Source organism: Kitasatospora sp. NPDC088134 (assembly GCF_044741705.1).
Classification (GTDB): Bacteria; Actinomycetota; Actinomycetes; order Streptomycetales; family Streptomycetaceae; genus Kitasatospora.
On the sequence record NZ_JBIUTD010000009.1, the window covers coordinates 145764 to 172071 of the forward strand.

The window sequence follows — 26308 nt, forward strand, 5'->3', positions numbered from 1 at the left end:
ATTTGTGGTCCGTGCCCTGCTCCGCCGTCCGCTTGTCAAGGGGAGCAGCGGTCAAGGACAGGTCGTGGCACTCGCCCGGAAGCACCACGTCGAGCTCCGTGCCTGGTTCGACCACCACCTCGGCTGGCCGCTGTACGTGGAGCGTGACCGAGTCCGCCTGTACAAGATTCCGGCGGACCCTGGGCGGCCCGGCCCGCCCGTACCCAGCGCCCGGCAATGCGTGCTCTACTGCCTGGCGCTGGCAGCGATCGAGGATGCGGGCCAGCAGACGGTGATCAGTCACCTCGCCGAACGGATCGGTGCGCTGACCGCGGCCCACCCCGCCATCCGTCAGTTCGATGCCGCCCAGCTCGCCGAACGGCGCGACCTGGTCGCGGCAATCCGGCTGCTGGTCCGCGACGGCGTCCTCGCACCCACCCGGGACACCGGCCTGACCGCAACCGACGAGCGTGGCTACGTAGAGGGCGTCAGTGATGCGCTCTACGATGTCGGCCACCGGGCCGCAGCCCTGCTGCTGTCCTCCCCGACTCCGCCGGCCCAGGCCACGGGTCCCGACGGGCTGCTCGCCGTGGACGACGGATTCGCGCCGGCCGGGGTTGAGCAGACCAGCCGACACGCCGTCATGCGGAGGTTGGTCGACCACCCCGTGGTCTACCTCGACGAACTGTCCGCCGAGGAGCGACGCTACCTGCTCGACCATCGGCGGGAAGTGCTCCAGGCGCTCCGGGGCGGACTGGGAGTACGGGTCGAGGTGCGCCAGGAAGGCTGGGCGGTCATCGATGACGAACTCACCGACGAGCCACTGCTCGGCCAGAAGACCGCCTCCTTCGGCGCGCTGCTGCTGGCGGACCGGCTGTTTCACGAAGTGGCCGCCAAGGCCCCCGAATCCCGGTACGTGTCCGAGGCGAGGCTCCTCGAACTCGCGGCACCCGTTGGCGAACAGCTTCTGAGGGTGGTGCAGAACCTCGACCGCAAGCCGATCACTGCCGACCGCCTTGTGGAAGTGGCCGTGCCGATACTCATCGGGTTCGGTCTCGTAGCGGAGAGCATCGGCGGCGGCATCGAGATTCGGCCCGCGCTGGCCCGGTACCGCGACCCCACCGGTGCCGGAGCACGATTGACCAGCCACACCACCATGACCTTCGGCCACCAGCCACCGGACCCCGCGAGCGAGACGAACGACGTATGACGCCCCGTGACGAATCACTTCAAGCCCTGTTGGAAGGGCGACTTCCGCTCCCGGCCCGGGAGCGATTCCAACCGCTGCGGATGGGCCTGCTGGGCATCTGGGAGTACGACGAGCAGGAGTTCTTCTTTCACGACGGGAAGCTGATCCTGCGCGGACACAACGGCAGTGGGAAGACCAAGGCGCTGGAAGTCACCAGCCCATTGCTGCTGGACGCCCGGCTCGACGCCCGCCGACTCGATCCGTTCGGCACTGCAGCCCGGACTATGCGGGAAAACCTGCTCTACGCGGGCCGGACCCAGCAGGTGGGCTACACCTGGTGCGAGTACGGACGGCGCACCGAGGGCGGGAATTATGTCTTCCTCACCATCGGCATCGGCATGCACGCCGACACGACGGCCAAGAACGACATGAAGGATCCGTGGTTCTTCGTCACGGACCGCCGGATCGGTGAGGATCTGCACCTCTACGACCCACGGTCGCGTCGGCCGTACGGCAAGAAGATGCTCACCGAACAACTCGGCGCGGACAGCGTGTTCAAGAACGGCAAGGAGTACCGGGACGTCGTCGCGCAGCGGCTGTTCGGGTTCTCGGCAGCACGCCTGCGGGCCCTGGTGAACCTGCTTCTGACGCTGCGCCGCCCTAAGCTCAGCGCGAACTTCGATGCCGAACGGCTGAGCGTTCTGCTGCGCCAGAGTCTGCCGGCGATCAGTGCCAACCTGGTCACCGATCTGGCCGGCAAGTTCGACGAACTGGTCCGGGACCGCGAGGAACTGGCGGGCTATCGGGAGCTGGGCGGTCACCTCGAGGCCTTCCTAGGCGACTACGGTAGGTTCGCGAAGCAGCACGTGCGGGTCCGCAGCCAGGGGCTGGTGGATGCCGCGGAGGGCCTGCGGGCCGCGCAGGCGGCTCACGCGGCCCACCTGGATTTGCTGGTGGAGGCCCGCGCCCGGGAGGACGACGAACGGCGGCGCAGTGAGGAACTTGCCGCAGAACGGCTGCTGCTGGACGCACGGGAGCGGGAGCTCAGCGCCAGCCCGCAAATGACTCAGCAACGCGAGCTCGACCGGCTCCAGCAGGAGCTGGTGAAACGTCAAGAACACCTGGACGGCTGCCGAAAGCGTCATGAAGCGGCTACGCGGCAACGCGTGAAGGCCGAGAGCCTGGCCGAGAACCGGCAGCTGCAGTTGCAGACCGCGCTCGCCGAGCTCGTGGAGACCGAGAGCGACACCGAACGCGCGGTCGGCCCGACACGGATGGTCGACGTTCACCGGGACCACCGACAGCGACTGCGCACCGCGCCCGAGGAAACCGGGCGCACACTCACGGGCTATGTCGACGCGCGGCGGGACGTCCTGGCGAAGGCCTCCGAGCACGCCCGCCGAGTGGACGAGGCCCGACACGCGCACGACGCCCACGAGGCCGTCACGAGCGAGGAGGTCAAGAAGCGCGTGGCCGCCAAGGAGCAGGCCGACACGGCGGCCGCTCGGCTCGGTCGCGAGGTTCAGGCTCTGAACGTCTTCCTCACGGATTGGTCCGACCGCTGCCGGGAACTCCGGCTTCCTGTAGAGCGGTTGGCAGTCCTATTGCTGGAGACGCCGAAGTTCGGCGCTCCCGGAGCACGATCGCTGTCCGAACTGATCACTGCCGAGATGGAGCCACTCCGACACGCGCTCACTGTGGCCGGCGCAGACCTGCGGGCCGAGCAGAAGCAACTCAGGTCGGAACAGCAGAGCGTCGCCCGGCTACGTGCGCGGGTGGCGGCGCAGACCGATCCCGAACCGGGCCCGCCGGCCGCGCCTCGGCGTGACCGCACCGCAGAGCTCGACGACGGTGCACCGCTGTGGAAACTCCTGGAGTTCAACCCGGAGACCCCGACGTCCGCGCAGGCAGGGATCGAGGCCGCGCTGCTCGGAGCCGGGATGCTGGACGCCTGGGTCACTGCTGACGGGCGGGTGCTCGATCCGGGCACGCTGGAGACGGTTTGGGCGGCCGACGCCGATCCGCTGAACTGCCCGAGCCTCGCCGACGTGCTGGTACCCGCGACGCACCCTGCGGTGTCCCGCGAACGCGTCCAGCGACTACTCCGTTCGGTGGGTCTGAAGGAGCACGACGGACCGGTGCCCGAGGTGCGGGCGTGGGTCGGTTGCGACGGGACATGGCGCAATGGCGAACTCGGCGGACGGTCCTTGGTGGCTGCCGCCGGGTTCATCGGTGCCGCCGCGCGAGCAGCAGAGCGGCTGCGCCGGTTGGCTGCCCTCGACGCAGACCTGCTCACGCTGGATGAGAAGGCGGCGGAACTCCGGGGCCGGTCGGACGCGATCCGTCATCGCCAGGACGACCTCATCGAGGAGTGCAATGAGCTGCGGGATCGGGATATTCCGGTCGTCACCGCGCAGGGAGAACTGGCGAAAGCACGGACTGCCTATGAATTGGTGAACGAAAGCGCCGAGACCATGTTGGTGAGGCAACGCGAGCTCGCGCACGCGCTGACCGGCCTCCGCACGGTCGCGGACGAGTTCGGTCGGACCCACCAGGTCTCAACCCGGCAGGCCGACATCGCGGTGGAGGACCGCGTGCTGCTCGGCTATCGAGGCCTCGTGCAGGAGGTGGTCCACAGAGCTGTGCTCTGGAACGACCGGACGCAGGAGGCGGCGACCGCAGTGGAGACCTTGAGAGAACTGGTCGCCGCGGAGGAGGAGCGTGCCGAGGAGCACACCGCAGGCCTCAACGATGTCGCGACGGCGGAAGAACAGATCAGCGTTCGGGTCGAGTCGCTCGACGTGGACGTGGCGGAGGTGGTCGCCGCACTCGCTGCCTGCCGGGAGCAGTCCATCCGCCTGAACAAGGCGCTGGCCGCGAACAAGGAGGCGGGCATCGTCGTGGGCAAGCAGGTGGCCACCCTGGAGGAGCAGGCACGCGCCAAGACGGTGGCGGTCGAGGAACACGGAGGACACCGCGCGACGGCGGTCGCGCGCTTTGCGAAGCTGGGCGACCACGGCTACTTCCAGCTTGCGGATGTCCCGGGCATCGGTCCGGCCGAGGAGGTGGCCACGGCCGCTCTCGAGCGGCTGGCGCAGGAGCGGACGGACGATGCGGCACGCAACCGGGCTCGGGCAGCACTCGACCACCAATATCGGATGCTGCAGACCGAACTCTCCGATCCGCACTGGCGCCCGCGCTGGGACTACGACGACGACCTGGTGATCGTCAGTATCCTGCACAACGGTACCTCGATCTCTGTTCCGAGCGCCCTGGACCGGGTGACCGGAGAGGTCGACTCGCGCGAGAGTCTGCTGGACAGCGAGGAACGCAAGCTGTTCACCGACGTGGTGCTCGGGGGGATGGGCGAGCATCTGCGCCGTCGTCGGGCGAGTGCCGCCGAATTGATCGCCAGGATGAACGCCCTGCTGGGCAAAGTCCCGACGGCGTCGGGAATGGTGATGCAACTGGTCTGGGAGGCGGCCCCGGAACAGTCGCCGGAGGCCCGCGAGGCACTCAAGCTGCTGGACAGCGGAGATAGCCTCCACCTCTCGGACGAATCGCGAGAGACCCTGATCCGCTTCCTGGTGGACCGGGTCGAAGCCGCACGACAGAAGGATGGTGTCGGTGGTGACTGGAAAGCGCAGTTGCGTGATGCCCTCGACTACCGGGCGTGGAGTCGGGTCCGCATCCAGTCCCGGATCGGAGAGACCGGCCGTTTCACCGATCTGACCAATGAGAAGCAGCAGAGGGGCTCGGGCGGGGAGAAAGCGGTGATGCTGCAGCTTCCGCTCTTTGTCGCCGCTGCGGCGCACTACGCGGGCGCTGCGGCCTGGGCCCCCCGGCCCGTCTACTTGGATGAGGCGTTCGCAGGTGTCGACAGCGACATGCGGGGTCGATGCCTCGGCCTGTTGACGGCTCTCGATCTGGACGTCGTGATGGCGAGCCATGACGAATGGGGATTCCACACCGAGGTCCCGGGTGTCGCCACCCATCAGCTCTTCCGCCACCCCGATACGCCCGGGGTACTGGTCACCCCGATGATCTGGGACGGCAACAGCCGCCACGCGCTCACCGACCCCGCGCTCGGCCGACTGTCAATGTCGGACGGACTCGACTGGGAGGACGACGAGGACGAGGGCGAGGACGCTGCGTCCCGGGAACTGGAGGCGGAGGACGACAACGACACCCACGAAGCATGGTCGGTGTACCAGAACGGACTCGGTGACGATGCCACCGTCGATTGAACTCGATCCGGTCCTGCTCGAGTGGGCCGGCACACCCGGTGGCCGAGCGTTCTGCGCTGCTGCCCGTCGGAGGGTGGCGAACGGGGGCAAGTTGGACCGCCCGATGGCACTTGAGATGACCGGACGTCAGCAGGCCGATCTGCTGGACCTCTTCGGGAGTGCCGCCGTCACCCCCGGAGCGATCAACCTCGGGAAGGCGGACACGGCGCTTCGCGCGAGCAGGTACGCCATTCCGCTACGGCTCCTGCTGATCGGTACAGGCGGGCCCCTGATCACGAACCGGGCCCGTGCCCGCTACCGTGCCATGACCAGGCGGGCACGGAGCGAACGCGACCACGCCGAGCTGCTGGCCCGGATTGCCGGGGTGCCGGAACTCGGTCGAGAGGCCGCCCTGCTTGCTGCTCAGGCCGATTCGGGTAGTCTGCGGGCACCGGAAGGTTCTGTGACCGGAACCCGCAAATGGAGTGTGTACGCGTCTGCTCTGCGGGCCGCCGCCGAGTGGTACCCGGCTCGCGCCCGAGGCTGGACGTTCGGTGAGCGCGAACTCGCGGTTCGGGCGCTCGGAGGCAGCAAGAAGTGGACATCGGCAGCCAAGCTCGCGTTCTCGAGAGTGGTCGAGACGTCGTTCGCGGACGCCGTCCACCTCACCGACACTGTCCTCACGATGAAGGGGCCGGCGGCCTGGCGCTTCGACCATGTGATCGCCGACCTGTCTGCCCCGGTGCCCTTCCTGGGAGTGCCCGGATATGCCGTGGCACAGACCGGGCAACTGGACATCGAAGCGGAGGGAGTGCTGCTGATCGAGAATCAGGAGACCTTCGCCGCGATCGGCCGGACGACGCTGCCGGAGACCTGGCTCTGCGTGTGGACCGGCGGCTTCGGCGCCACTGCCCTGGCCGAGTTGATGACCGCGCTGCCGGACATTCCGATTGCCGCCTGGGCCGACCTGGACACCCGGGGAATCATGATCGTGGCTGACCTCGCCGCCCGGAGCGGCAGAGTCATCCACCCCGTTGCGATGGACCTGGCCACCTATCAGGCCGGTTATCTGCTGGACGAGGAGTCCGACGAACTCGCCAAGTGGCAGGTCGAGGCAGCCGGCTTGATCGACAGCGCACCCGAGGCGCTCCGGCCGCTGGCCAGGGCCATCGCCGATAACGGCGGTCGGCGCTGCGAGCAGGAAGGCCTGCACGAGCTCGTCCTGCCCGAATTGCCTCGCCTGCTCGGGCAGCTGACCGGCCGCCCCACCGGGACCGTACCCGGGTAGCCGGACTTCCGGCCCCGCCCGGACCGCCCGCCCGGACTGTCCGTCCGGCCTGGGAGGATGGACTCCTCGCCACCACCACGACCGAGGAGTTGACGCCCGTGCCCGAGGGGCATGTGATCCACCGCCTGGCCAGGCTGAACCACGAACTGTTCGCGGGCGCCCCCGTCCGGGTGTCGAGCCCGCAGGGGCGCTTCGCGGAGGGCGCCGCCCTGATCGACGGGCGGGCGCTGGACGAGGCCGAGGCGCACGGCAAGCACCTGTTCCTCGGCTTCGGGGAGCACTGGCTGCACGTGCACCTGGGCCTCTACGGCACGTACGACTTCGGCACCGGCGAGGCCCCGGAGCCGGTCGGCCAGGTCCGGCTGCGGCTGGCCAACGACACCGGCTGGGCCGACCTGCGCGGCCCGACGGCCTGCGAACTGCTCACCCCGGCCGAGAAGGCCGCCGTCCACCGCCGCCTCGGGCCGGACCCGCTGCGCCCCGGCGAGGCGGGCGACCCGGCCTGGCAGCGGATCTCCCGCAGCGGCAGCACGGTGGCCGCGCTGCTGATGGACCAGAAGGTGCTGGCGGGCGTCGGCAACGTCTACCGCGCCGAGGTGCTGTTCCGGCTCGGCATCAGCCCGCACCGCGCGGGCCGCGACCTGACCCGCGCCGAGTGGGACGCGATCTGGGCCGACCTGGTCGCCCTGATGCGCGCGGGCGTCGAGGCCGGCCGGATCGACACCGTCCGCCCCGAGCACACCCCCGAGGCGATGGGCCGCCCGCCCCGGGTGGACGACCACGGCGGCGAGGTCTACGTCTACCGCCGCCACGACCTGCCCTGCCTGGTCTGCGGCACCCCGGTCCGGACGGAGGAGCTGGCCGCCCGCAACCTGTTCTGGTGCCCGCGCTGCCAGCAGTCCTGACGTCCCGTCACCACGGCAAGCCTTGACGGAAGGTTGACCAGGCCTTGGGCGAGGGCCCGGAACGGCGCTCCTATTGTCGGGGCCATGTCCGTTCCCCCGTTCCGCGGCTCCCGCCCCGCCCCGGCGCTGCCCGTCCTGCCGTACCGCAAGCCGACCAAGGGCCGCGACTACTGGGTGCTGGACGACGTCCTGCCGGACCCGGACGCGGTGCGCGCCCGGCACCTGGCCCGCACCGACTGGGACGAGGGCTACCCGCACAAGCCGGAGGCCTGGCCCGGCCTGCGGGCGATGCCCGGCCTGGAGCCGGACGAGCTCGCGCACGTCGAGAAGCTGGTCCGGGACACCGTCGGCGCCGAGCGGATCTGGGCGCTGGACGCGGCCGAGGGCGGCACCTTCAACCACAACTGCGTGCAGGTGGTGGGCGCGGGGGAGTGCGAGCCGCGCCCGCACACCGACTCGCGCTCGCTCTGCCGCTACGCCGCCGTGCTGTACCTCAACCCGGGCGTGCCCAAGCGCTGCGGCACCAGCTTCTACCGGCAGAGCTTCCCCGGCGGCCGGCTCGGCGGCAACAGCGTGGTCGCCCCGCACAACAACCTGGTCGACGCCCTGGGCACCCGCTTCGTCCCGCCGGACTCCTTCACCGAGGACCTGGCCGTCCCGCACCGCTACAACCGGCTGCTGCTCTACACCGCCAACCTGATCCACACCGCGACCGAGTACCACGGCGCGACGCTGGCGGAGAAGCGGATGACGGCGGTCTTCTTCTGGATGGCCTGAGCCGCGCGGGCGGCCCCTGACGGCGGGTCAGTCCCGCTCGCCGAGCACCCCGTGCGCCAGCACCTCCGCCACCGCCGGGTCGACCAGCCGGTAGCGCACCACCCGCCCGTCCCGCTCCCCGGCCACCAGCCCGGCGGCCCGCAGCAGGCGCAGCGCCTGCGAGACCGCCGGGTCGCGCATGCCGGTGGCGACCGCGAGGTCCGTGACGGCCAGCGGCCCGGTGCGGTGCAGCGCCAGCAGCAGGGAGAGCCGCCCGGGGTCGGCGAGCAGCGCGAAGCGCTCGGCCCAGGCCCGGACGTGCTCGGCGTCGCCGATCGCGGCGATCGCCTCGCAGACCCGGTGCCCGTCGATGGTGCGCTGTCCGGCACGGTCCGCGGGTACGAGGTGCATGACGGCCATTCTGGCACCGCCCGGGAGTGATCTTGGACACCGCGAACACCTGCACGCCTCTGCAGCCTTGCAGCTGTGGGCCCACCGGCCCTACGGTGAGCGGGCCGTGGTGTTCGGGAAGACCGGTGCACTGTGCCTGCCACAGGAGTCCGGAGCGGCCCTCGCCACTGTGATCGGGGAGTCGTCGGCCCCCACCTCGTGCCACTGGCCGCTCGCGGCCGGGAAGGCCGGGAGCCGGCGCGCAACACCCCGTCAGCCAGGAGACCGGCCACGGCATCTCACGAAGTGATCCACGAGGTGCTGGAGCGTGATCCGCGGATGACCGCGTCCGAATCGACCCTGCCCGCAGCCGCTGCGGGCTCCGTCCTGCCGTCCTTCCGCTGGCGGCGCGAGGACACCCTGCGCACGGCCGGCCTGATGGCGGTGATCCTGGCCCTGCACGTGGTGGCGTTCGGGACACTGCTGTTCCTGGTGGCGCCGCACAAGTACCAGGTCGGCACCCAGGTGTTCGGCGTCGGCCTGGGCGTCACCGCGTACACGCTGGGCATGCGGCACGCCTTCGACGCCGACCACATCGCGGTGATCGACAACACCACCCGCAAGCTGATGGCCGACGGCCGCCGCCCGGTCTCGGTGGGCTTCTGGTTCGCCCTCGGGCACTCCTCGATGGTGGTGATCATGGCCGCCCTGGTGGCCGGCGGCGCGGCGCTGGCCGGCACCCTGATGGACGACGACTCGACCACCCACCAGGTGCTCGGCACCGTCGGCACCACCGCCTCCGGGGCCTTCCTGTACCTGATCGCGGCGCTCAACCTGGTGGCGCTGCTGGGCATCTGGCGGGTGTTCCGGGCGATGCGGGCCGGCCAGTACGACGAGGCCGAGCTGGAGAAGCACCTGGCGGCCCGGGGCTTCCTGGCCCGGGTGCTGAACCGGGCCACCCGCTCGATCTCCCGGCCCGGCCAGATGTTCCCGGTCGGCATGGTGCTGGGCCTGGGCTTCGACACCGCGACCGAGGTGACCCTGATGGTGATGGCGGGCTCCGGCGCCGCCGCCGGCCTGCCCTGGTACGCGATCGTCTGCCTGCCGCTGCTGTTCGCCGCCGGGATGAGCCTGTTCGACACCCTGGACGGCACGTTCATGAACTTCGCCTACCAGTGGGCCTTCGCCAACCCGGTCCGCAAGGTGTACTACAACCTGACCATCACCGGCCTGTCGATCGCGGTGGCGTTCGTGATCGGCACCATCGAGCTGGTCACGGTGCTGCACGACAAGTTCGACCTGGACGACCCCGTCACCGGCTGGGTCGCCGGCCTCAGCCTGGACAACGTCGGCTTCGTGATCGTCGGCCTGTTCGTCGTGGTCTGGGCCGCCGCGATCGGCTACTGGCGGATCGCCAAGCGCTCCAGGGCCTTCGCGCAGCCCTCCTGACGACCCGTCGGCCCGGGCCCGGGCCCGGCGCAGGCGGGACAGCAGGCAGTACAGTCGGTGCACCCTTCGACGCCGGCCCGGCCCCTCCCGCGGGGCGCCGGGCCGGCCCGAGCAGAACAGTGGACCCGCCCGTGCCGGACGCCGACCTCGTCACCCAGGCCCTCGCCCGCAACCTCAAGCGGCTGCGCACCGAGCGCGGCCACACCCTGGACGCCCTGGCCGCCCGCTCCGGCGTCAGCCGCGGCATGGTGGTGCAGATCGAACAGGCCCGCACCAACCCCAGCGTCGGCACCGTGGTCCGGCTCGCCGACGCCCTCGGCGTCTCGATCGCCTGGCTGCTCGACTACGACGCCTCCTCCGCCGTCCGGATCGTCCCCGCCGAGGAGGCCGTCCGGCTGTGGACCGGCCCCGCGGGCGGCAGCGGCACCCTGCTCGGCGGCGTCGAGGCCCCCGGCCCGCTGGAGCTGTGGTCCTGGCGGCTGGAGCCCGGCGAGGCGCACACCTCCGATCCGCACCCGCCCGGCACGGTCGAGATCGCCCGGGTCGACGCGGGCGTCCTCACCCTCCTGCTGGACGGCCGCGAGCACCGCGTCCCGGCCGGCTCCACCGCCTCCTACGAGGCCGGCGCCGCGCACGGCTACCGCAACGACGGCGCCGCGCCGTGCCTGGTCACCATGGTGGTCTCGGTCCCCCCGCCCGGCGCCTGACGGAACGCGGAGGGGCCCCGGGCGCACCGCCCGGGGCCCCTCCGTCACGCCGTCAGCGGACCTCGCGGAACTCCACGTGCCGCCCCGCCACCGGGTCGAACTTGCGCAGCACGATCCGGTCCGGGTCGTTGCGGCGGTTCTTCCGCGTCGCGTACGCGAACCCCGTGCCCGCCGTCGACCGGAGCGTGATCACCGGTCGCAGTTCGCTGCGTGCCATCTCGGCCTCCCTATCCCGGCAACGATTGCCGTTTTCACCAGGCCACAACGCGGGGCCCCCGCCGGGCATTCCCCACCCGTCGGCCGGTCCCGACGGGCGCCCCCGGGCCCCCGTTCGTACGCTCGGGGCATGTCCGACGCGCACTCCGCCCGACGCGAACGCCTCCGTGAGCACTGCAGCGCCTCCGGGGCCGACGCGGCGCTGATCACGCGCGCCGCCAACGTCCGCTACCTGACCGGCTGCGCGCCGCGCGGCGCCGCGCTGCTGCTCACCCGGGAGCGGGCGCTGCTGGCCCGGCCCGAGGAGCCCGAGCCCGCCGACCCGGGGGAGTCCCGGCCCGACCCGGAGCTCACCCTGCTCCCGGTGCCCGCCGAGGCGGACGCCGCGCACGCCGCCGCCGAGGCCGCCGCCCGGCTGGGCGCGCGCGACCTGGCCGTCGAGGAGCACGACCTGACCGTCGCCCGGCACCGCGAGGTGGCCCGGCTGGCCGGCGCCGCCCGGCTGCGCGACCTGGGCCGGGCGGTCGAGCGGCTGCGGGTGGTCAAGGACGAGCACGAGATCGCCGACCTGCGGATCGCCGCCGAGATCGCCGACCAGGCGCTCGGCGAGCTGCTGGAATCCATCCTGGTTGGCCGCACCGAGCGGCACCTGGCGATGGAGCTGGAGCGCCGGATGGTCGACCACGGCGCCGACCGGGCCGCCTTCCCGGTCTCGGTCGGCACCGGCAGCCACTCCGGCCTGGAGCGCCACCGGCCCACCGACCGGCGGGTCGAGGAGGGCGACTTCCTCACCGTGGTGCTCGGCGCCCAGTACCGCGGCTACGGCGTCTCCACCGCCCGCACCTTCGTGATCGGCGCCGCCCCCGCCCCCTGGCAGGTCGAACTGCACCGCCTGGTCTTCCACGCCCAGCGGGCCGCCCGGGAGGCGCTCGGGCCCGGCGTGGAGCAGCACGTGCCGGACGACGCGGCCCGTTCGATCCTCCAGGCCGGGGGTCATGACGGACCGTCCGTCCGGGCGCTGGGACACGGCATCGGCCTGGAGATCCGGGAGGCGCCGCGCCTCGGGCCCGCCGACATGGGTAAACTGGACAATCGCGTGCCGGTCACCGTCGGCCCGGGAGTCCACCTCCCTGGGCGGGGCGGGGTCCGGATCGAGGACACGCTCGTGGTGCGGCCTCCCGAGGAGGGCGGGCCCGAGCTGCTCACCATCACCACCAAGGAGCTCCTCGCGCTGTGACCGTGGCGGTCCCGGCGGCGCGCCTGCTTGGTGCTCTTTGACAGCGGACATATCAGGAGTTAGTGCGCCCGTGGCTACCACGAACGATCTCAAGAACGGCATGGTCCTCAAGCTGGACGGCGGCAAGCTCTGGACCGTCGTCGAGTTCCAGCACGTCAAGCCCGGCAAGGGCCCGGCCTTCGTGCGCACCAAGCTGAAGGAGGTCCTGTCCGGCAAGGTCGTCGAGAAGACCTTCAACGCGGGCATCAAGGTCGAGACCGCCAACGTCGACAAGCGGACCATGCAGTACTCGTACCGCGACGGCGACGCCTTCATCTTCATGGACATGGACACCTACGACCAGGTCCCGGTCGACTCCAAGACCGTCGGCGACGCCGCCAACTACCTGCTGGAGGGCTTCGAGGCCCTGGTCGCGCAGAACGAGGGCGTCCCGCTGTACGTCGAGCTCCCCGCCGCGGTCGAGCTGGTCATCGCCGAGACCGAGCCGGGCGTCCAGGGCGACCGCTCCACCGGCGGCACCAAGCCCGCCACCCTGGAGACCGGTGCCGAGATCCAGGTGCCGCTGTTCGTCACCACCGGCGAGAAGGTCAAGGTCGACACCCGCGACGGCAGCTACCTCGGCCGGGTCAAGTAACCGTGGCCGCTGCTCGTAGCAAGGCCCGCACCCGGGCCTTCCAGATCCTGTTCGAGGCGGACCACCGCGGTGTGTCCCCCGAGCGGGTGCTCGCCGACTGGATCGCGCGGGCGCGCGACCCCCGGCCGGACGAGGGCATTCCGCAGGTCGCGGAGTACACGATGCAGCTGGTCGAGGGGTACTCGCAGCACGCGCGCACCATCGACGACCTGATCGCCACCTACGCGGTGGGCTGGACGCTCGACCGGATGCCGATCGTCGACCGCAACGTGCTCCGGCTCGGCGCGTACGAGCTGATCTGGGAGGACGGCACGCCCGACGCGGTGGTCCTGGACGAGGCGGTGGAGATCGCCAAGGAGTTCTCCACCGACGAGTCGCCGGCCTTCGTCAACGGCCTGCTCGCCCGCTTCATGGAGCTCAAGCCGAGCATCCGGCGCTGAGCCCCGCCCGCACCACCCGCACCGCCCCGAAGGCCGCCGGACCTGTTGGTCCGGCGGCCTTCGCGCGTAAGCTACTGGCAAGTAATGTCTGTTCGTGCCTGCTGCGCAGAAGGGCGGCCACGCCATGCCGGAGACCACCAGCGAGTTCGACCGGGGCATCGCCCTGACCCCGCACCCCGAGGAGCCCGGCCGCTACGACGGCGAGCTCGACGCGGGCTGGCAGATCGGCGGCGGCGTCAACGGCGGCCTGCTGCTCGCCTTCGCCGCGCACGCCCTGGCCCTGGAGGCCGGGCCCGGCCACCCGCACCCGCTGACCGTCGGCGGCACCTTCGTCTCCGCCTCCCGGCCCGGGCCCGCCACCGTCCGGACCGACATCGCCCGGCGCGGCCGCAGCCTGGCCACCGGCAGCGCGGTGCTCTCCCAGGGCGGCGAGGAGCGGCTGCGGATCACCGCCTCCTTCACCGACCTGGCCGCGCTGGACGGCGAGGTCGCCACCACCGCGCTGCCGCCGGAACTGCCCGCGCCGGAGCAGTGCATCGGCGTCGAGCACGCCCCGAAGGAGTTCATCGAACAGGCCGCCCTGCTGCGGCGGTTGGACCTCCGGCTGGACCCGGCCACGGTCGGCTGGGCGCTCGGACAGCCCTCCAAGGAGGGCCGCATCCAGGGCTGGTTCCGGCTCGCCGACGGCCGACCCGCCGACCCGCTCTCCCTGCTGCTGGCCGCCGACGCCCTGCCCCCCGTCACCTTCGACCTCGGCCGCCCCGGCTGGGCCCCCACCATCGACCTCACCGTCCACCTCCGTGCCCTCCCCGCCGAGGGCTGGCTCCGCCTCTCGCACGCCACCCGCAACCTGGCCGGCGGCTACTTCGAGGAGGACTGCGAGATCTGGGACGCCGACGGCCGCCTGGTCGCCCAGTCCCGCCAACTGGCCAAGACCCCGCGCTGACCGGGGCGCCGCCTCACGGTCGGTTGCAGAGTTGTGACAGGGCGTGTGTGTGGGGCCGGTGCGGGTGGGGAGGAGTGGGGCAGCAGTCGCAGGACCGAGAGACCCCGGGGAGCCACTGATGTCCAGGAACAGCCGTCGGCCGCGCCGTTGCCGCACCGAGATCCCGTACCGCGGCGAGGAGGCGTTCGTGACGGGCATCCTGACCTGCGAGGCGGACTTCGAGCGGGTGCGGGAGTGGCGGCTGTCGGACGCGCCGGACTACCCGACCTACCTGCGGGAGGCGGCGGAGCTGCTGGCGGAGGCGGTGGAGGGGTACGGGGCGGTCCGGGCGCGGCGGTTCCACCCGGAGGACTTCGCCGACCACTGCCTGCTGCACGGAGTGGACCCGCGGGAGCAGGCGGCCCGGGACGGCTACCTGGTCAATCCGCCGCTGCGGACCCAGCTGGTGACGTACCGGGGCGAGGAGCTGGCGGACTTCCTGCCCCGGCTGGTCCGGGCCCGCGAGGGCGGCCTCGCGCTGCGGTACGCCGACCTGCTGATGGACGGCGCGCTGTGCGGCGCGGCCGGCCCGCGCGACGGGGCCCGGGCCGCCGACCCGCGGGTGCGCCGGACGTACCAGCAGGCGTCCGAGGTGTTCCGGCGGGTGCTGGTGGGCGCGGGCTGCGGCGCCTACGAGTTCCGGGTCGCGGTGGACGCGCCGGGCGGGCCGCTGGAGGCGCAGGTCCGGGTGCTGCACTGGGAGGACGGCGCGGTGCGCATCCACGACGAGGACCTGGACCTGGTGACGGCGGTGCTCTGCGCGGGCCTGTACTGCGAGCTGCCCGGCGCGGCGGTGCTGCACGGCACCCAGGGCTCGGGCGCGCTGTGCGGGGAGTACCGGCAGGTGGCCTGGTCCTGGCGCAGCACGGGGTACGACTGGTCGCCGGCCGCGCTGGCGGTGGGCGGGGTGGCCGCCCGCCCGGGCTTCAGCCTGGGCACCGTGGTCTGAACGCCGCAGCGGGGCGGCCCGCCGGTCTCCCGGCGGCCCGCCCCGCTGTGACGTTTCTTCGGACGGTCGCGGCGGTCAGCCCGCGTCCTCCTCGCGGACGGCGCGGCGCGCGTCCGGGTTCAGCACGCCCCAGCTGATCAGCTGCTCGGTGAGGATCGAGGGGGACTGGTCGTAGATGACCGCCAGGGTGCGCAGGTCGTCCTGGCGGATCGACAGCACCTTGCCGTTGTAGTCGCCGCGCTGCGACTGGATGGTCGCCGCGTAGCGCTGCAGCGGGCCGGCCTTCTCGGACGGGACCTGGGTCAGGCGCTCCAGGTCCAGCACCAGGCGCGGCGGGGGCTCGGCGGCGCCGCCCGGGGTGCCGCCGGGCAGCAGCTCCTGCACCGGCACGCCGTAGAACTCGGCCAGCTCGGCGAGGCGCTGCACCGTCACCGCGCGGTCGCCGCGCTCGTAGGAGCCGACCACGACGGCCTTCCAGCGACCCTGGGACTTCTCCTCGACGCCGTGCAGGGAGAGACCCTGCTGAGTGCGGATCGCCCGGAGCTTGGCCCCGAGCTGCTTCGCGTAGTCGCTGGACATGGATCTCCCCGGACGAGATTGCTTCGCGTGCGCTGGAATGGGAGTGACGCAAGGGCCCTCGTGAAGCACCTTCGTAACTCACTGTGAGGTTACGTAGAGTGAGGTCGGTGCGTCAAGCCGAATGGGGCACTCGTGCGAACGGGCTGCGACCAGGGCCGCGACCAGGGGGGATCGGCGCGCTGCTACCATGGGCGAGGCTCCGGCTGCGGCCGGAAGCCTTTCCCGACATCCTTTAAGACCCGTCCCGTGAGGCGGGGAAGGAGGTCCGCTTCGGCATGACCACACCCAGTTCTGCTCCGCGCGCCCCGCACCAGGTGCTGGACGCCACCGACGTCGCCCGGGTCGTCACCCGGATCGCCCACGAGATCGTGGAACGCGCCAGGGGCGCGGAGGACGTCGTCCTGCTCGGCATCCACACCCGCGGCGTGCACCTCGCCCGGCGGCTGCGGGCCAAGCTCGAACAGATCACCGGCCGGGAGATCCCGTTCGGGACGCTGGACATCACCATGTACCGGGACGACCTGCGGCTGAAGCCCGCCCGGGCCCTGGAGCACACCGAGATCCCCGCCGAGGGCATCGACGGCCGGCTGGTGATCCTGGTCGACGACGTGCTGTTCTCCGGCCGCACCATCCGCGCCGCGCTCGACGCGCTCAGCGACATCGGCCGCCCGCGCGCCGTGCAGCTCGCCGTGATGGTCGACCGCGGGCACCGCGAACTCCCGATCCGCGCCGACTACGTGGGCAAGAACCTGCCCACCTCGCTGCGCGAGGCCGTGCAGGTCCAGCTCGCCGAGACCGACGGCCGGGACGCCGTTCTGCTCGGCGACCGCGACTACGCGGCTACGTCGCGCTCCGCGCGCATCGACCACAGCTCCCAGGCGCTCGCCGCCGACGCCGACCCCGAGCTCCCGGAGTAAACCCGCGTGAAGCGCCACCTCGTCTCCGCCGCCGACCTCAGCCGCGACGACGCGCTGCTGATCCTGGACACCGCCGAGGAGCTCGCCCAGCTCTCCGGACGGGCCGTCAAGAAGCTGCCCACGCTGCGCGGCCGCACCGTCGTCAACCTGTTCTTCGAGGACTCCACCCGCACCAAGACCTCCTTCGAGGTCGCCGAGAAGCGGCTCTCCGCGGACGTCATCAACTTCTCCGCCAAGGGCTCCTCGGTCTCCAAGGGCGAGAGCCTGAAGGACACCGCGCTCACCCTGCAGGCGATGGGCGCCGACGCCGTCGTCATCCGGCACCACGCCTCCGGCGCGCCCGCCCGGCTGGCCGGCTCGGACTGGCTGCACGGCTCGGTGATCAACGCCGGCGACGGCACCCACGAGCACCCCACCCAGGCCCTGCTCGACGCGTTCACCATGCGCCGCCACCTCAACCCCGGCCTCGGCCGCGACCTGGCCGGCCGCAAGGTCGCCATCGTCGGCGACGTCCTGCACAGCCGGGTCGCCCGCTCCAACGTGCTGCTGCTGACCACGCTCGGCGCCGAGGTCACCTTCGTCGCCCCGCCGACCCTGCTGCCGATCGGCATCGACACCTGGCCGTGCGAGGTCTCCTACGACCTCGACGCCGTGCTGCCGAAGGTCGACGCCGTGATGATGCTCCGGGTCCAGCGCGAGCGGATGAACGCCGCGTTCTTCCCCACCGAGCGCGAGTACTCCCGCCGCTACGGCCTGGACGGCGCCCGGCTGGCCCGGCTGCCCGAGCACGCGATCGTGATGCACCCCGGCCCGATGGTCCGCGGCATGGAGATCACCGCCGAGGTCGCCGACTCGCCGCGCTGCACCGTGGTCGAGCAGGTCGCCAACGGCGTCTCGGTCCGGATGGCCGTCCTCTACCTGCTGCTCGGCGGGGCCACCGCCGCCGACGCCCCCCGCACCACCGAACTCCCGGAGGCCGCCCAGTGACCACCTACCTGATCCGCAACGCCCAGATCCTCGGCGGCGCCCCCCAGGACATCCACATCGTCGACGGCGTGTTCGCCGCGATCGGCACCGGCCTGGACACCGAGGCCGACATCGACATCGACGCCTCCGGCCTGATCGCCCTGCCCGGCCTGGTCGACCTGCACACCCACCTGCGCGAGCCCGGCCGGGAGGACGCCGAGACCGTGCTGACCGGCACCCAGGCCGCCGCGATGGGCGGGTTCACCGCCGTGCACGCGATGGCCAACACCTTCCCGGTCGCCGACACCGCCGGCGTGGTCGAGCAGGTCTGGCGGCTCGGCCAGGAGTACGGCTACTGCGACGTGCAGCCGGTCGGCGCCGTCACCGTCGGCCTGGAGGGCAAGAAGCTCGCCGAGCTCGGCGCCATGCACGACTCCGCGGCCGGGGTGCGGGTGTTCTCCGACGACGGCAAGTGCGTGGACGACGCGGTGATCATGCGCCGCGCCCTGGAGTACGTGAAGGCCTTCGACGGCGTCGTCGCCCAGCACGCCCAGGAGCCCCGGCTCACCGAGGGCGCCCAGATGAACGAGGGCCTGGTCTCCGGCGAGCTCGGCCTCGGCGGCTGGCCCGCCGTCGCCGAGGAGTCGATCATCGCCCGGGACGTGCTGCTGGCCGCGCACGTCGGCTCCCGGGTGCACATCTGCCACCTGTCCACCGCCGGCTCGGTCGAGATCGTCCGCTGGGCCAAGGGCAAGGGCTGGGACGTCACCGCCGAGGTCACCCCGCACCACCTGCTGCTCACCGACGAACTGGTGCGCTCCTACGACCCGGTGTACAAGGTCAACCCGCCGCTGCGCACCGCCGAGGACGTCGAGGCGCTGCGCCGCGCGCTGGCCGACGGCACCATCGACGCCGTCGCCACCGACCACGCCCCGCACCCCGCGGAGGACAAGGACTGCGAGTGGGCGGTCGCCGCGATGGGCATGGTCGGCCTGGAGACCGCGCTGTCGGTCGTCCAGCAGACCATGGTCGACACCGGCCTGCTGAACTGGGAGGGCGTCGCGGACCGGATGTCGCACCGCCCGGCCCGGATCGGCCGCCTCAAGGGCCACGGACGGCCGATCTCGGTGGGTGAGCCGGCCAACCTGGTGCTGTTCGATCCCGCGTACCGTGGAGTGGTGAACCCCGACACCTTCGCCACCCGCTCCCGCAACACCCCCTACCGCGGCATGGACCTGCCCGGCCGGGTGCACGCCACCTTCCTGCGCGGCGAGGCGACCGTGCTGGCCGGCGAGCTGGTCGCGCGCTGATGCCGCTCGCCACCGAGAAGGGCCAGGTCACCGACTGGCCCGGGTACATCGGCGCGTCCGTCGGGCTGCTGATCCTGATCGGGCTGGTGTACTGGCTGATGCGGCAGGGCTGGAACTGGCGCCGCACCACCCAGTCCGACCTGCCCCAACCGCCCACCGCCCCGGACGAGTTGGGCGAGGTTCTGCTGGCCGCGCCCGGCCGCTACCACGGCACCACCACCGCCGGGAACTGGCTGGACCGGGTGGTCGCGCACGGCCTGGGCACCCGCAGCCTGGCCGAGCTCACCCTCACCGAGCGGGGCCTGCTGGCCCGCCGCCCCGGCGCCGACGACCTGTGGGTCCCGGCCGCCGACCTGGCCGGCGCCCGGCTGGACTCCGGCATCGCCGGCAAGGTGGTGCCCAGCGGGCTGCTGGTCGTCGGCTGGCGGCTCGGCGGACGGGGGCTGGAAAGCGGTTTCCGGTTGGACGCCGCGGACGAGCACGAGGCCTGGATCGAGGCCGTCGGTGCTCTGGTGACACGAACGAAGACGACGAAGACGGAAGAGGCCGCGACATGACCGCACCTGCCCCCACCACGCAGCGCACCAGGCGGGAGCGCGTGCCCGCCGTGCTCGTCCTGGAGGACGGCCGGACCTTCCGCGGCGAGGCCTACGGCGCGGTCGGCGAGACCTTCGGCGAGGCGGTCTTCAACACCGGCATGTCCGGCTACCAGGAGACCCTGACCGACCCGTCCTACCACCGCCAGGTGGTCGTGATGACGGCCCCGCAGATCGGCAACACCGGCTGGAACGACGAGGACGACGAGTCGCAGCAGATCTGGGTGGCCGGCTACGTGGTCCGCGACCCCTCCCGGATCGCCTCCAACTGGCGGGCGAAGCGCTCGCTGGACGAGGAGCTGGAGCGCCAGGGCGTCGTCGGCATCAGCGGCATCGACACCCGCGCGCTCACCCGCCACCTGCGCGAGCGCGGCGCGATGCGGGTCGGCATCTTCTCCGGCCCGGCCGTCGCCGACGGCGCGGCGCTGCTGGCCAAGGTGCAGCAGGCCCCGGAGATGAAGGGCGCCGACCTGTGCGCCGAGGTCGCCACCAAGGAGGCCTACGTCGTCCCCGCGATCGGCGCGAAGAAGTTCACCGTCGCCGCCGTCGACCTCGGCATCAAGGGCATGACCCCGCACCGGATGGCCGAGCGCGGCATCGAGGTGCACGTGCTGCCCGCGAACTCCACCGTCGAGGACATCTACGCCGTGCAGCCCGACGGCGTGTTCTTCTCCAACGGCCCCGGCGACCCGGCCACCGCCGACCACCAGGTCGAGGTGCTGCGCGGCGTGCTGGCGAAGAAGACCCCGTTCTTCGGCATCTGCTTCGGCAACCAGATCCTCGGCCGGGCCCTCGGCTTCGGCACCTACAAGCTCAAGTACGGCCACCGCGGCATCAACCAGCCGGTGCAGGACCGCAGCACCGGCAAGGTCGAGGTGACCGCCCACAACCACGGCTTCGCCGTGAACGCGCCGCTGGACCAGGTGAGCGACACCCCCTTCGGGCGGGTCGAGGTCTCCCACGTCTGCCTCAACGACGACGTGGTCGAGGGCCTGCAGGCACTCGACGTCCCCGCCTTCAGCGTGCAGTACCACCCCGAAGCGGCCGCCGGCCCGCACGACGCCGCGTACCTCTTCGACCGCTTCGTCCAGCTCATGGAGGGCCAGCGTGCCTAAGCGCACCGACATCAAGTCCGTCCTGGTGATCGGCTCCGGCCCGATCGTGATCGGCCAGGCGGCGGAGTTCGACTACTCGGGCACGCAGGCCTGCCGGGTGCTCAAGGCCGAGGGCCTGCGGGTGATCCTGGTCAACTCCAACCCGGCCACCATCATGACCGACCCGGAGATCGCCGACGCCACCTACGTCGAGCCGATCACCCCCGAGTTCGTCGAGAAGATCATCGCCAAGGAGCGCCCCGACGCGCTGCTGCCGACCCTGGGCGGCCAGACCGCGCTGAACACCGCGATCTCGCTGCACAAGGCCGGGACGCTGGAGAAGTACGACGTCGAGCTGATCGGCGCCGACGTCGAGGCGATCAACAAGGGCGAGGACCGCGAGCTGTTCAAGGGCGTGGTCGAGGCCGTCAACGCCAAGATCGGCCACGGCGAGTCCGCCCGCTCGGTGATCTGCCACTCGATGGAGGACGTGCTGGCGGGCGTGGACACGCTCGGCGGCTACCCCGTCGTGGTCCGCCCGTCCTTCACCATGGGCGGCGCCGGCTCCGGCTTCGCGCACGACGAGGAGGACCTGCGCCGGATCGCCGGCCAGGGCCTGGCCCTCTCGCCGACCACCGAGGTGCTCCTGGAGGAGTCCATCCTCGGCTGGAAGGAGTACGAGCTGGAGCTGATGCGCGACAAGCACGACAACGTGGTCGTGGTCTGCTCGATCGAGAACTTCGACCCGATGGGCGTGCACACCGGTGACTCGATCACCGTCGCCCCGGCGATGACGCTCACCGACCGCGAGTACCAGATCCTGCGCGACATCGGCATCGCCGTGATCCGCGAGGTCGGCGTCGACACCGGCGGCTGCAACATCCAGTTCGCGGTCAACCCCGAGGACGGCCGGGTCATCGTCATCGAGATGAACCCGCGCGTCTCGCGCTCCTCCGCGCTGGCCTCCAAGGCGACCGGCTTCCCGATCGCCAAGATCGCCGCGAAGCTGGCCGTCGGCTACACGCTGGACGAGATCCCCAACGACATCACCGAGCAGACCCCGGCCTCCTTCGAGCCGACCCTCGACTACGTCGTGGTGAAGGTGCCGCGGTTCGCGTTCGAGAAGTTCCCGTCCGCCGACGCCACGCTGACCACCACCATGAAGTCGGTGGGCGAGGCGATGGCGATGGGCCGCAACTTCCCCGAGGCGCTGAACAAGGCGCTGCGCTCGCTGGAGAAGAAGGGCTCCCAGTTCGCCTTCGTCGGCGAGCCGGGGGAGAAGGACGCGCTGCTGGAGACCGCGAAGGTCCCGACGGACGGCCGGATCAACACCGTGATGCAGGCGATCCGGGCCGGCGCCACCCCCGAGGAGGTGTTCGACGCGACCAGGATCGACCCGTGGTTCGTCGACCAGCTCTTCCTGATCCACGAGATCGCCGTCGAGCTGGCCGAGGCCGCCGAGCTCGACCCGGAGCTGCTGCGGCACGCCAAGCGGCACGGCTTCTCCGACCAGCAGATCGGCGAGATCCGCGGCCTCAAGGCCGACGTGGTCCGCGAGGTGCGGCACGCGCTCGGCATCCGCCCGGTGTTCAAGACCGTCGACACCTGCGCCGCCGAGTTCGCCGCCAAGACCCCGTACTTCTACTCGTCCTACGACGAGGAGAGCGAGGTCGCCTCCCGGACCAAGCCCGCCGTGATCATCCTGGGCTCCGGCCCGAACCGGATCGGCCAGGGCATCGAGTTCGACTACTCCTGCGTGCACGCCTCCTTCGCGCTCGCCACTGCGCCGACTCCTGTTGGCGGGTACGAGACCGTGATGGTCAACTGCAACCCGGAGACCGTCTCCACCGACTACGACACCTCCGACCGGCTCTACTTCGAGCCGCTCACCCTGGAGGACGTGCTGGAGATCGTGCACGCCGAGCAGCAGGCCGGGCCGCTGGCCGGCGTCATCGTGCAGCTCGGCGGCCAGACCCCGCTCGGCCTGGCCCAGGCGCTCAAGGACAACGGCGTGCCGATCGTCGGCACCTCGCCCGAGGCGATCCACCTCGCCGAGGAGCGCGGCGCGTTCGGCCGCGTGCTGCGCGACGCCGGGCTGCCCGCCCCCAAGCACGGCACCGCGTTCTCCTTCGAGGAGGCCAAGGCGATCGCCGACGAGATCGGCTACCCCGTGCTGGCCCGCCCGTCCTACGTGCTCGGCGGCCGCGGCATGGAGATCGTCTACGACGAGCCCTCGCTCGCCTCCTACCTGGAGCGGCACGCCGGCCTGATCTCCGAGCACCCCGTGCTGATCGACCGCTTCCTGGACGACGCGGTCGAGATCGACGTCGACGCGCTCTACGACGGCGAGGAGCTGTACCTCGGCGGCGTGATGGAGCACATCGAGGAGGCCGGCATCCACTCCGGCGACTCCGCCTGCGCGCTGCCCCCGATCACCCTCGGCGGGTACGACATCAAGCGGCTCCGCTCGGCCACCGAGGGCATCGCCAAGGGCGTCGGCGTGCGCGGCCTGATCAACATCCAGTTCGCGCTGTCCGGCGACATCCTGTACGTGCTGGAGGCCAACCCGCGCGCCTCCCGCACCGTGCCGTTCACCTCCAAGGCCACCGCCGTCCCGCTGGCCAAGGCCGCCGCCCGGATCTCGCTCGGCGCCACCGTCGCCGAACTGCGCGCCGAGGGCCTGCTGCCGCGCGAGGGCGACGGCGGCACGCTGCCCGCCGACGCGCCGATCTCGGTCAAGGAGGCCGTGATGCCGTGGTCGCGCTTCCGCGACGTGCACGGCCGCGGCGTGGACACCGTGCTCGGCCCCGAGATGCGCTCCACCGGTGAGGTCATGGGCATCGACCGGGTCTTCGGCACCGCCTACGCCAAGTCCCAGGCCGGCGCGTACGGCGCCCTGCCCACCAGCGGCAAGGTGTTCGTCTCGGTCGCCAACCGCGACAAGCGCAACCTGGTCTTCCCGGCCCGCGCGCTGGTCGAGCTCGGCTTCGAACTGCTCGCCACCACCGGCACCGCCGAGGTGCTGCAGCGCGGCGGCATCCCCGCCACCGTGGTGCGCAAGCACTCCGACGGCGAGGGCCCGAACGGCGAGAAGACCATCGTCCAGCTGATCCACGAGGGCGCGGTCGACCTGATCATCAACACCCCGTACGGCACCGGCGGCCGCCTCGACGGCTACGAGATCCGCACCGCCGCGGTCTCCCGGGGCGTGCCCTGCCTGACCACCGTGCAGGCGATGGGCGCGGCCGTGCAGGGCATCGCCGAGCTGCGGCGCGGCGAGGTCGGCGTGATGTCGCTGCAGGAGCACGCGGCACTGATCGACTCCGGCCGGAACTAGGCCGCAACCGTGGGGGGCACGCCGGTCCGGACACCGGCGGCCCCCCACGTCCATGTCCCGGCTCGGCCCACGGAGGATCCGCCCGCCATGTACAAGCTCCTGTTCAACCTGGTCTTCAAGAAGATGGACCCGGAGAAGGCCCACCACCTGGCGTTCTTCTGGGTCCGGCTGGCGCACTCGGTGCCCGGCCTGCGGCAGCTGGTGCGGGCCGTGCTCGCCCCCCGCGACCCGAAGCTGCGCACCACCGCGCTCGGCCTCGACCTGCCCGGCCCGTTCGGCCTCGGCGCGGGCTTCGACAAGAACGGCATCGGCATCGACGGCCTGTCGATGCTCGGCTTCGACTACGTCGAGATCGGCACCGTCACCGGCGAGCCGCAGCCCGGCAACCCCGCCCCCCGGCTGTTCCGCCTGGTCGAGGACCGGGCGCTGATCAACCGGATGGGCTTCAACAACCAGGGCGCCGACCGGGTCGCCGCCCGGCTCGCGGCCCGCCCGCGCACCAGCAGCACCCCCGTGCTCGGCGTCAACATCGGCAAGACCAAGGTCGTCCCGGAGGACGAGGCGACGGCCGACTACCTGAAGAGCGCGAAGGCGCTGGCCCCGTACGCCGACTACCTGGTGGTCAACGTCTCCTCCCCGAACACCCCCGGGCTGCGCAACCTGCAGGCCGTCCAGGTGCTCGGCCCGCTGCTGTGGGATGTCCGCAAGGCCGCCGACGAGGTGACCACCCATCACGTCCCGCTGCTGGTGAAGATCGCCCCCGACCTGGCCGACGAGGACATCGACGAGATCGCCGACATGGCGCTGCACCTCGGCCTGGACGGCATCATCGCCACCAACACCACCATCGGCCGCGAGGGCCTGCGCACCCCCGCCGCCCGGATCGAGGAGATCGGCATGGGCGGCCTGTCCGGCGCCCCGCTGAAGGCCCGCTCGCTGGAGGTGCTGGAGCGGCTGCGCAAGCGCACCGACGGCCGGCTCGCCCTGGTCTCGGTCGGCGGCATCGAGACCGCCGAGGACGCCTGGCAGCGCATCCTGGCCGGCGCCGACCTGGTGCAGGGCTACTCCGCGTTCATCTACCAGGGCCCGTTCTGGATGCGCCGGCTGCACAAGGGCCTGTCCGCCCGGCTGCGCGCCGCCGGCTACGCGACGATCGGCGAGGCGGTCGGCAAGGGCGTCCGCTGAGCCCCGCCGCTCCGTCGCCCTGCAGCCCCGCCCCCGCCCCCGCCGAGACGACCGTTGAGTTGAGGAAGAGACCACCGATGACTGACACCACGCCCTTCGGCACCCGCCTGCGCACCGCCCTCGACACCCGCGGGCAGCTCTGCGTCGGCATCGACCCGCACGGCTCGCTGCTCACCGCCTGGGGGCTGAACGACGACCTGAACGGCCTGGAGACCTTCTCCCGCACCGTCGTCGAGGCGCTGGCCGACCGGGTCGCCGTGCTGAAGCCGCAGGCCGCGTTCTTCGAGCGCTTCGGCAGCCGCGGCATCGCCGTGCTGGAGCGCGCGGTGGCCGAGGCCCGGGCAGCCGGCGCGCTGGTGCTGATGGATGCCAAGCGCGGCGACATCGGCTCCACCATGGCCGCCTACGCCGAGACCTTCCTGGCCCCCGACAGCCCGCTGTTCTCGGACGCCCTGACCGTCAGCCCCTACCTGGGCTTCGGCTCGCTGCAGCCCGCCGTCGACCTGGCCCGGCGCAACGGCTGCGGCCTGTTCGCGCTGGCGCTGACCTCCAACCCGGAGGGCCACGAGGTGCAGCGCGCCGTCGGCGCCGACGGCGAGAGCGTGGCGCAGGCCGTGCTGCGCCGCCTCGCGGCGGAGAACTCCGGTGCGGCGCCGCTGGGTTCGTTCGGCGCGGTGGTCGGCGCGACGCTCGCCGACGCGGGCGTGGACCTGGCGATCAACGGCCCGCTGCTGGCCCCCGGGGTGGGCGCGCAGGGCGCCACCGCGGCCGACCTGCCGCGGGTCTTCGGCGACCAGGTGCGCAACGTGGTGCCCTCGGTGAGCCGCGACGTGCTGAAGCACGGCCCCTCGGTGGCGGCGCTGCAGCAGGCCGCGCAGGCGTTCGTCGACGATGTGAGGGCCGTCACAAACGCCTGATCAATGGGCCGTCAACTCGGCTGATTTGCCCCGAAAAGTCCTGGGTCGGCCCCTGCT

Annotated in this window: 23 protein-coding genes and 1 riboswitch; of the genes, 20 read left to right on the plus strand and 3 right to left on the minus strand. The window is 71.8% G+C overall.

Annotated features, from left to right (window positions below):
* Positions 1-4 precede the first annotated feature (4 nt).
* The 5 genes from ACIOHG_RS17055 (at position 5) to ACIOHG_RS17075 (ending at position 8364) form a co-directional block, all read left to right on the plus strand.
* Complete coding sequence (locus ACIOHG_RS17055) at positions 5-1189, plus strand: TIGR02678 family protein (RefSeq protein ID WP_400951197.1); 1185 nt, start codon at positions 5-7, stop codon at positions 1187-1189.
* Positions 1186-5415, plus strand: coding sequence for a TIGR02680 family protein (locus ACIOHG_RS17060; RefSeq protein ID WP_400950891.1), 4230 nt, complete (start codon positions 1186-1188; stop codon positions 5413-5415). The genes ACIOHG_RS17055 and ACIOHG_RS17060 overlap by 4 nt, the downstream gene beginning before the upstream one ends.
* A 103-nt stretch (positions 5416-5518) precedes the next feature.
* On the plus strand, positions 5519-6682 hold the full coding sequence (locus ACIOHG_RS17065; RefSeq protein WP_400950894.1) for a Wadjet anti-phage system protein JetD domain-containing protein: 1164 nt from the start codon (positions 5519-5521) through the stop codon (positions 6680-6682).
* 98 nt (positions 6683-6780) lie between these two features.
* Positions 6781-7587 carry an Fpg/Nei family DNA glycosylase gene (locus ACIOHG_RS17070; RefSeq protein WP_400950897.1) on the plus strand — a complete coding sequence of 269 codons (807 nt, stop codon included), beginning with the start codon at positions 6781-6783 and terminating at the stop codon, positions 7585-7587.
* A gap of 84 nt (positions 7588-7671) precedes the next feature.
* Positions 7672-8364, plus strand: a complete 693-nt coding sequence (locus ACIOHG_RS17075; RefSeq protein WP_400950899.1) for a DUF6445 family protein — start codon at positions 7672-7674, stop codon at positions 8362-8364.
* 27 nt (positions 8365-8391) lie between these two features.
* Here ACIOHG_RS17075 and ACIOHG_RS17080 read toward each other — a convergent pair whose 3' ends face one another.
* Entirely contained in the window at positions 8392-8754 is a 363-nt protein-coding gene (locus ACIOHG_RS17080) for an ArsR/SmtB family transcription factor (RefSeq protein ID WP_400950901.1), read from the minus strand.
* Positions 8755-8844: 90 nt separating this feature from the next.
* A riboswitch (cobalamin riboswitch) is annotated at positions 8845-9042 on the plus strand.
* A gap of 30 nt (positions 9043-9072) precedes the next feature.
* Between ACIOHG_RS17080 and ACIOHG_RS17085 the strand changes: the two genes are divergently transcribed.
* A complete protein-coding gene (locus tag ACIOHG_RS17085; protein ID WP_400950904.1) occupies positions 9073-10182 on the plus strand; it encodes a HoxN/HupN/NixA family nickel/cobalt transporter in 1110 nt (369 codons plus the stop codon).
* A gap of 131 nt (positions 10183-10313) precedes the next feature.
* A complete protein-coding gene (locus ACIOHG_RS17090) occupies positions 10314-10889 on the plus strand; it encodes an XRE family transcriptional regulator (RefSeq protein WP_400950906.1) in 576 nt (191 codons plus the stop codon).
* Between the two features lie 52 nt (positions 10890-10941).
* Here the strand turns inward: ACIOHG_RS17090 and rpmG are convergent, their stop codons facing one another.
* Positions 10942-11106 carry a 50S ribosomal protein L33 gene (gene rpmG, locus ACIOHG_RS17095; protein ID WP_400950908.1) on the minus strand — a complete coding sequence of 55 codons (165 nt, stop codon included), beginning with the start codon at positions 11104-11106 and terminating at the stop codon, positions 10942-10944.
* Positions 11107-11235: 129 nt separating this feature from the next.
* On the opposite strand from rpmG, the gene ACIOHG_RS17100 reads away from it, so the two are divergent.
* From ACIOHG_RS17100 to ACIOHG_RS17120, 5 genes are all read left to right on the plus strand, one after another.
* Positions 11236-12342 (plus strand): M24 family metallopeptidase, encoded by a 1107-nt coding sequence (locus tag ACIOHG_RS17100; RefSeq protein ID WP_400950911.1) that lies wholly within the window; start codon positions 11236-11238, stop codon positions 12340-12342.
* Positions 12343-12412: 70 nt separating this feature from the next.
* Positions 12413-12976, plus strand: a complete 564-nt coding sequence (gene efp / locus ACIOHG_RS17105) for an elongation factor P (protein WP_400718391.1) — start codon at positions 12413-12415, stop codon at positions 12974-12976.
* A gap of 2 nt (positions 12977-12978) precedes the next feature.
* Positions 12979-13416, plus strand: coding sequence for a transcription antitermination factor NusB (gene nusB, locus ACIOHG_RS17110; RefSeq protein ID WP_400950914.1), 438 nt, complete (start codon positions 12979-12981; stop codon positions 13414-13416).
* 124 nt (positions 13417-13540) lie between these two features.
* A complete protein-coding gene (locus tag ACIOHG_RS17115) occupies positions 13541-14362 on the plus strand; it encodes a thioesterase family protein (RefSeq protein ID WP_400951200.1) in 822 nt (273 codons plus the stop codon).
* Positions 14363-14480: 118 nt separating this feature from the next.
* Entirely contained in the window at positions 14481-15350 is an 870-nt protein-coding gene (locus ACIOHG_RS17120; RefSeq protein WP_400950916.1) for a hypothetical protein, read from the plus strand.
* Between the two features lie 75 nt (positions 15351-15425).
* On the opposite strand, the gene ACIOHG_RS17125 is transcribed toward ACIOHG_RS17120, so the two are convergent.
* Positions 15426-15929, minus strand: a complete 504-nt coding sequence (locus ACIOHG_RS17125; protein WP_014134541.1) for a transcriptional regulator — start codon at positions 15927-15929, stop codon at positions 15426-15428.
* A 275-nt stretch (positions 15930-16204) separates the two neighbouring features.
* On the opposite strand from ACIOHG_RS17125, the gene pyrR reads away from it, so the two are divergent.
* The 8 genes from pyrR to pyrF all read left to right on the plus strand — a co-directional run bounded on the left by pyrR (position 16205) and on the right by pyrF (position 26251).
* Complete coding sequence (pyrR, locus tag ACIOHG_RS17130; protein ID WP_400950919.1) at positions 16205-16846, plus strand: bifunctional pyr operon transcriptional regulator/uracil phosphoribosyltransferase PyrR; 642 nt, start codon at positions 16205-16207, stop codon at positions 16844-16846.
* Positions 16847-16852: 6 nt separating this feature from the next.
* A complete protein-coding gene (locus tag ACIOHG_RS17135; RefSeq protein ID WP_400950922.1) occupies positions 16853-17833 on the plus strand; it encodes an aspartate carbamoyltransferase catalytic subunit in 981 nt (326 codons plus the stop codon).
* On the plus strand, positions 17830-19122 hold the full coding sequence (locus ACIOHG_RS17140) for a dihydroorotase (protein ID WP_400950924.1): 1293 nt from the start codon (positions 17830-17832) through the stop codon (positions 19120-19122). The genes ACIOHG_RS17135 and ACIOHG_RS17140 overlap by 4 nt, the downstream gene beginning before the upstream one ends.
* Positions 19122-19679 (plus strand): hypothetical protein, encoded by a 558-nt coding sequence (locus ACIOHG_RS17145; protein WP_400950927.1) that lies wholly within the window; start codon positions 19122-19124, stop codon positions 19677-19679. The genes ACIOHG_RS17140 and ACIOHG_RS17145 overlap by 1 nt, the downstream gene beginning before the upstream one ends.
* Positions 19676-20833 (plus strand): glutamine-hydrolyzing carbamoyl-phosphate synthase small subunit, encoded by a 1158-nt coding sequence (carA, locus tag ACIOHG_RS17150; RefSeq protein ID WP_400950929.1) that lies wholly within the window; start codon positions 19676-19678, stop codon positions 20831-20833. The genes ACIOHG_RS17145 and carA overlap by 4 nt, the downstream gene beginning before the upstream one ends.
* Positions 20826-24149 carry a carbamoyl-phosphate synthase large subunit gene (gene carB / locus ACIOHG_RS17155; protein WP_400950931.1) on the plus strand — a complete coding sequence of 1108 codons (3324 nt, stop codon included), beginning with the start codon at positions 20826-20828 and terminating at the stop codon, positions 24147-24149. The genes carA and carB overlap by 8 nt, the downstream gene beginning before the upstream one ends.
* 87 nt (positions 24150-24236) lie before the next feature.
* Positions 24237-25334 (plus strand): quinone-dependent dihydroorotate dehydrogenase, encoded by a 1098-nt coding sequence (locus ACIOHG_RS17160; RefSeq protein WP_400950934.1) that lies wholly within the window; start codon positions 24237-24239, stop codon positions 25332-25334.
* Between the two features lie 77 nt (positions 25335-25411).
* Positions 25412-26251: an orotidine-5'-phosphate decarboxylase gene (gene pyrF / locus ACIOHG_RS17165; RefSeq protein WP_400950937.1), complete on the plus strand. Its 840-nt coding sequence runs from the start codon at positions 25412-25414 to the stop codon at positions 26249-26251.
* Positions 26252-26308 lie beyond the last annotated feature (57 nt).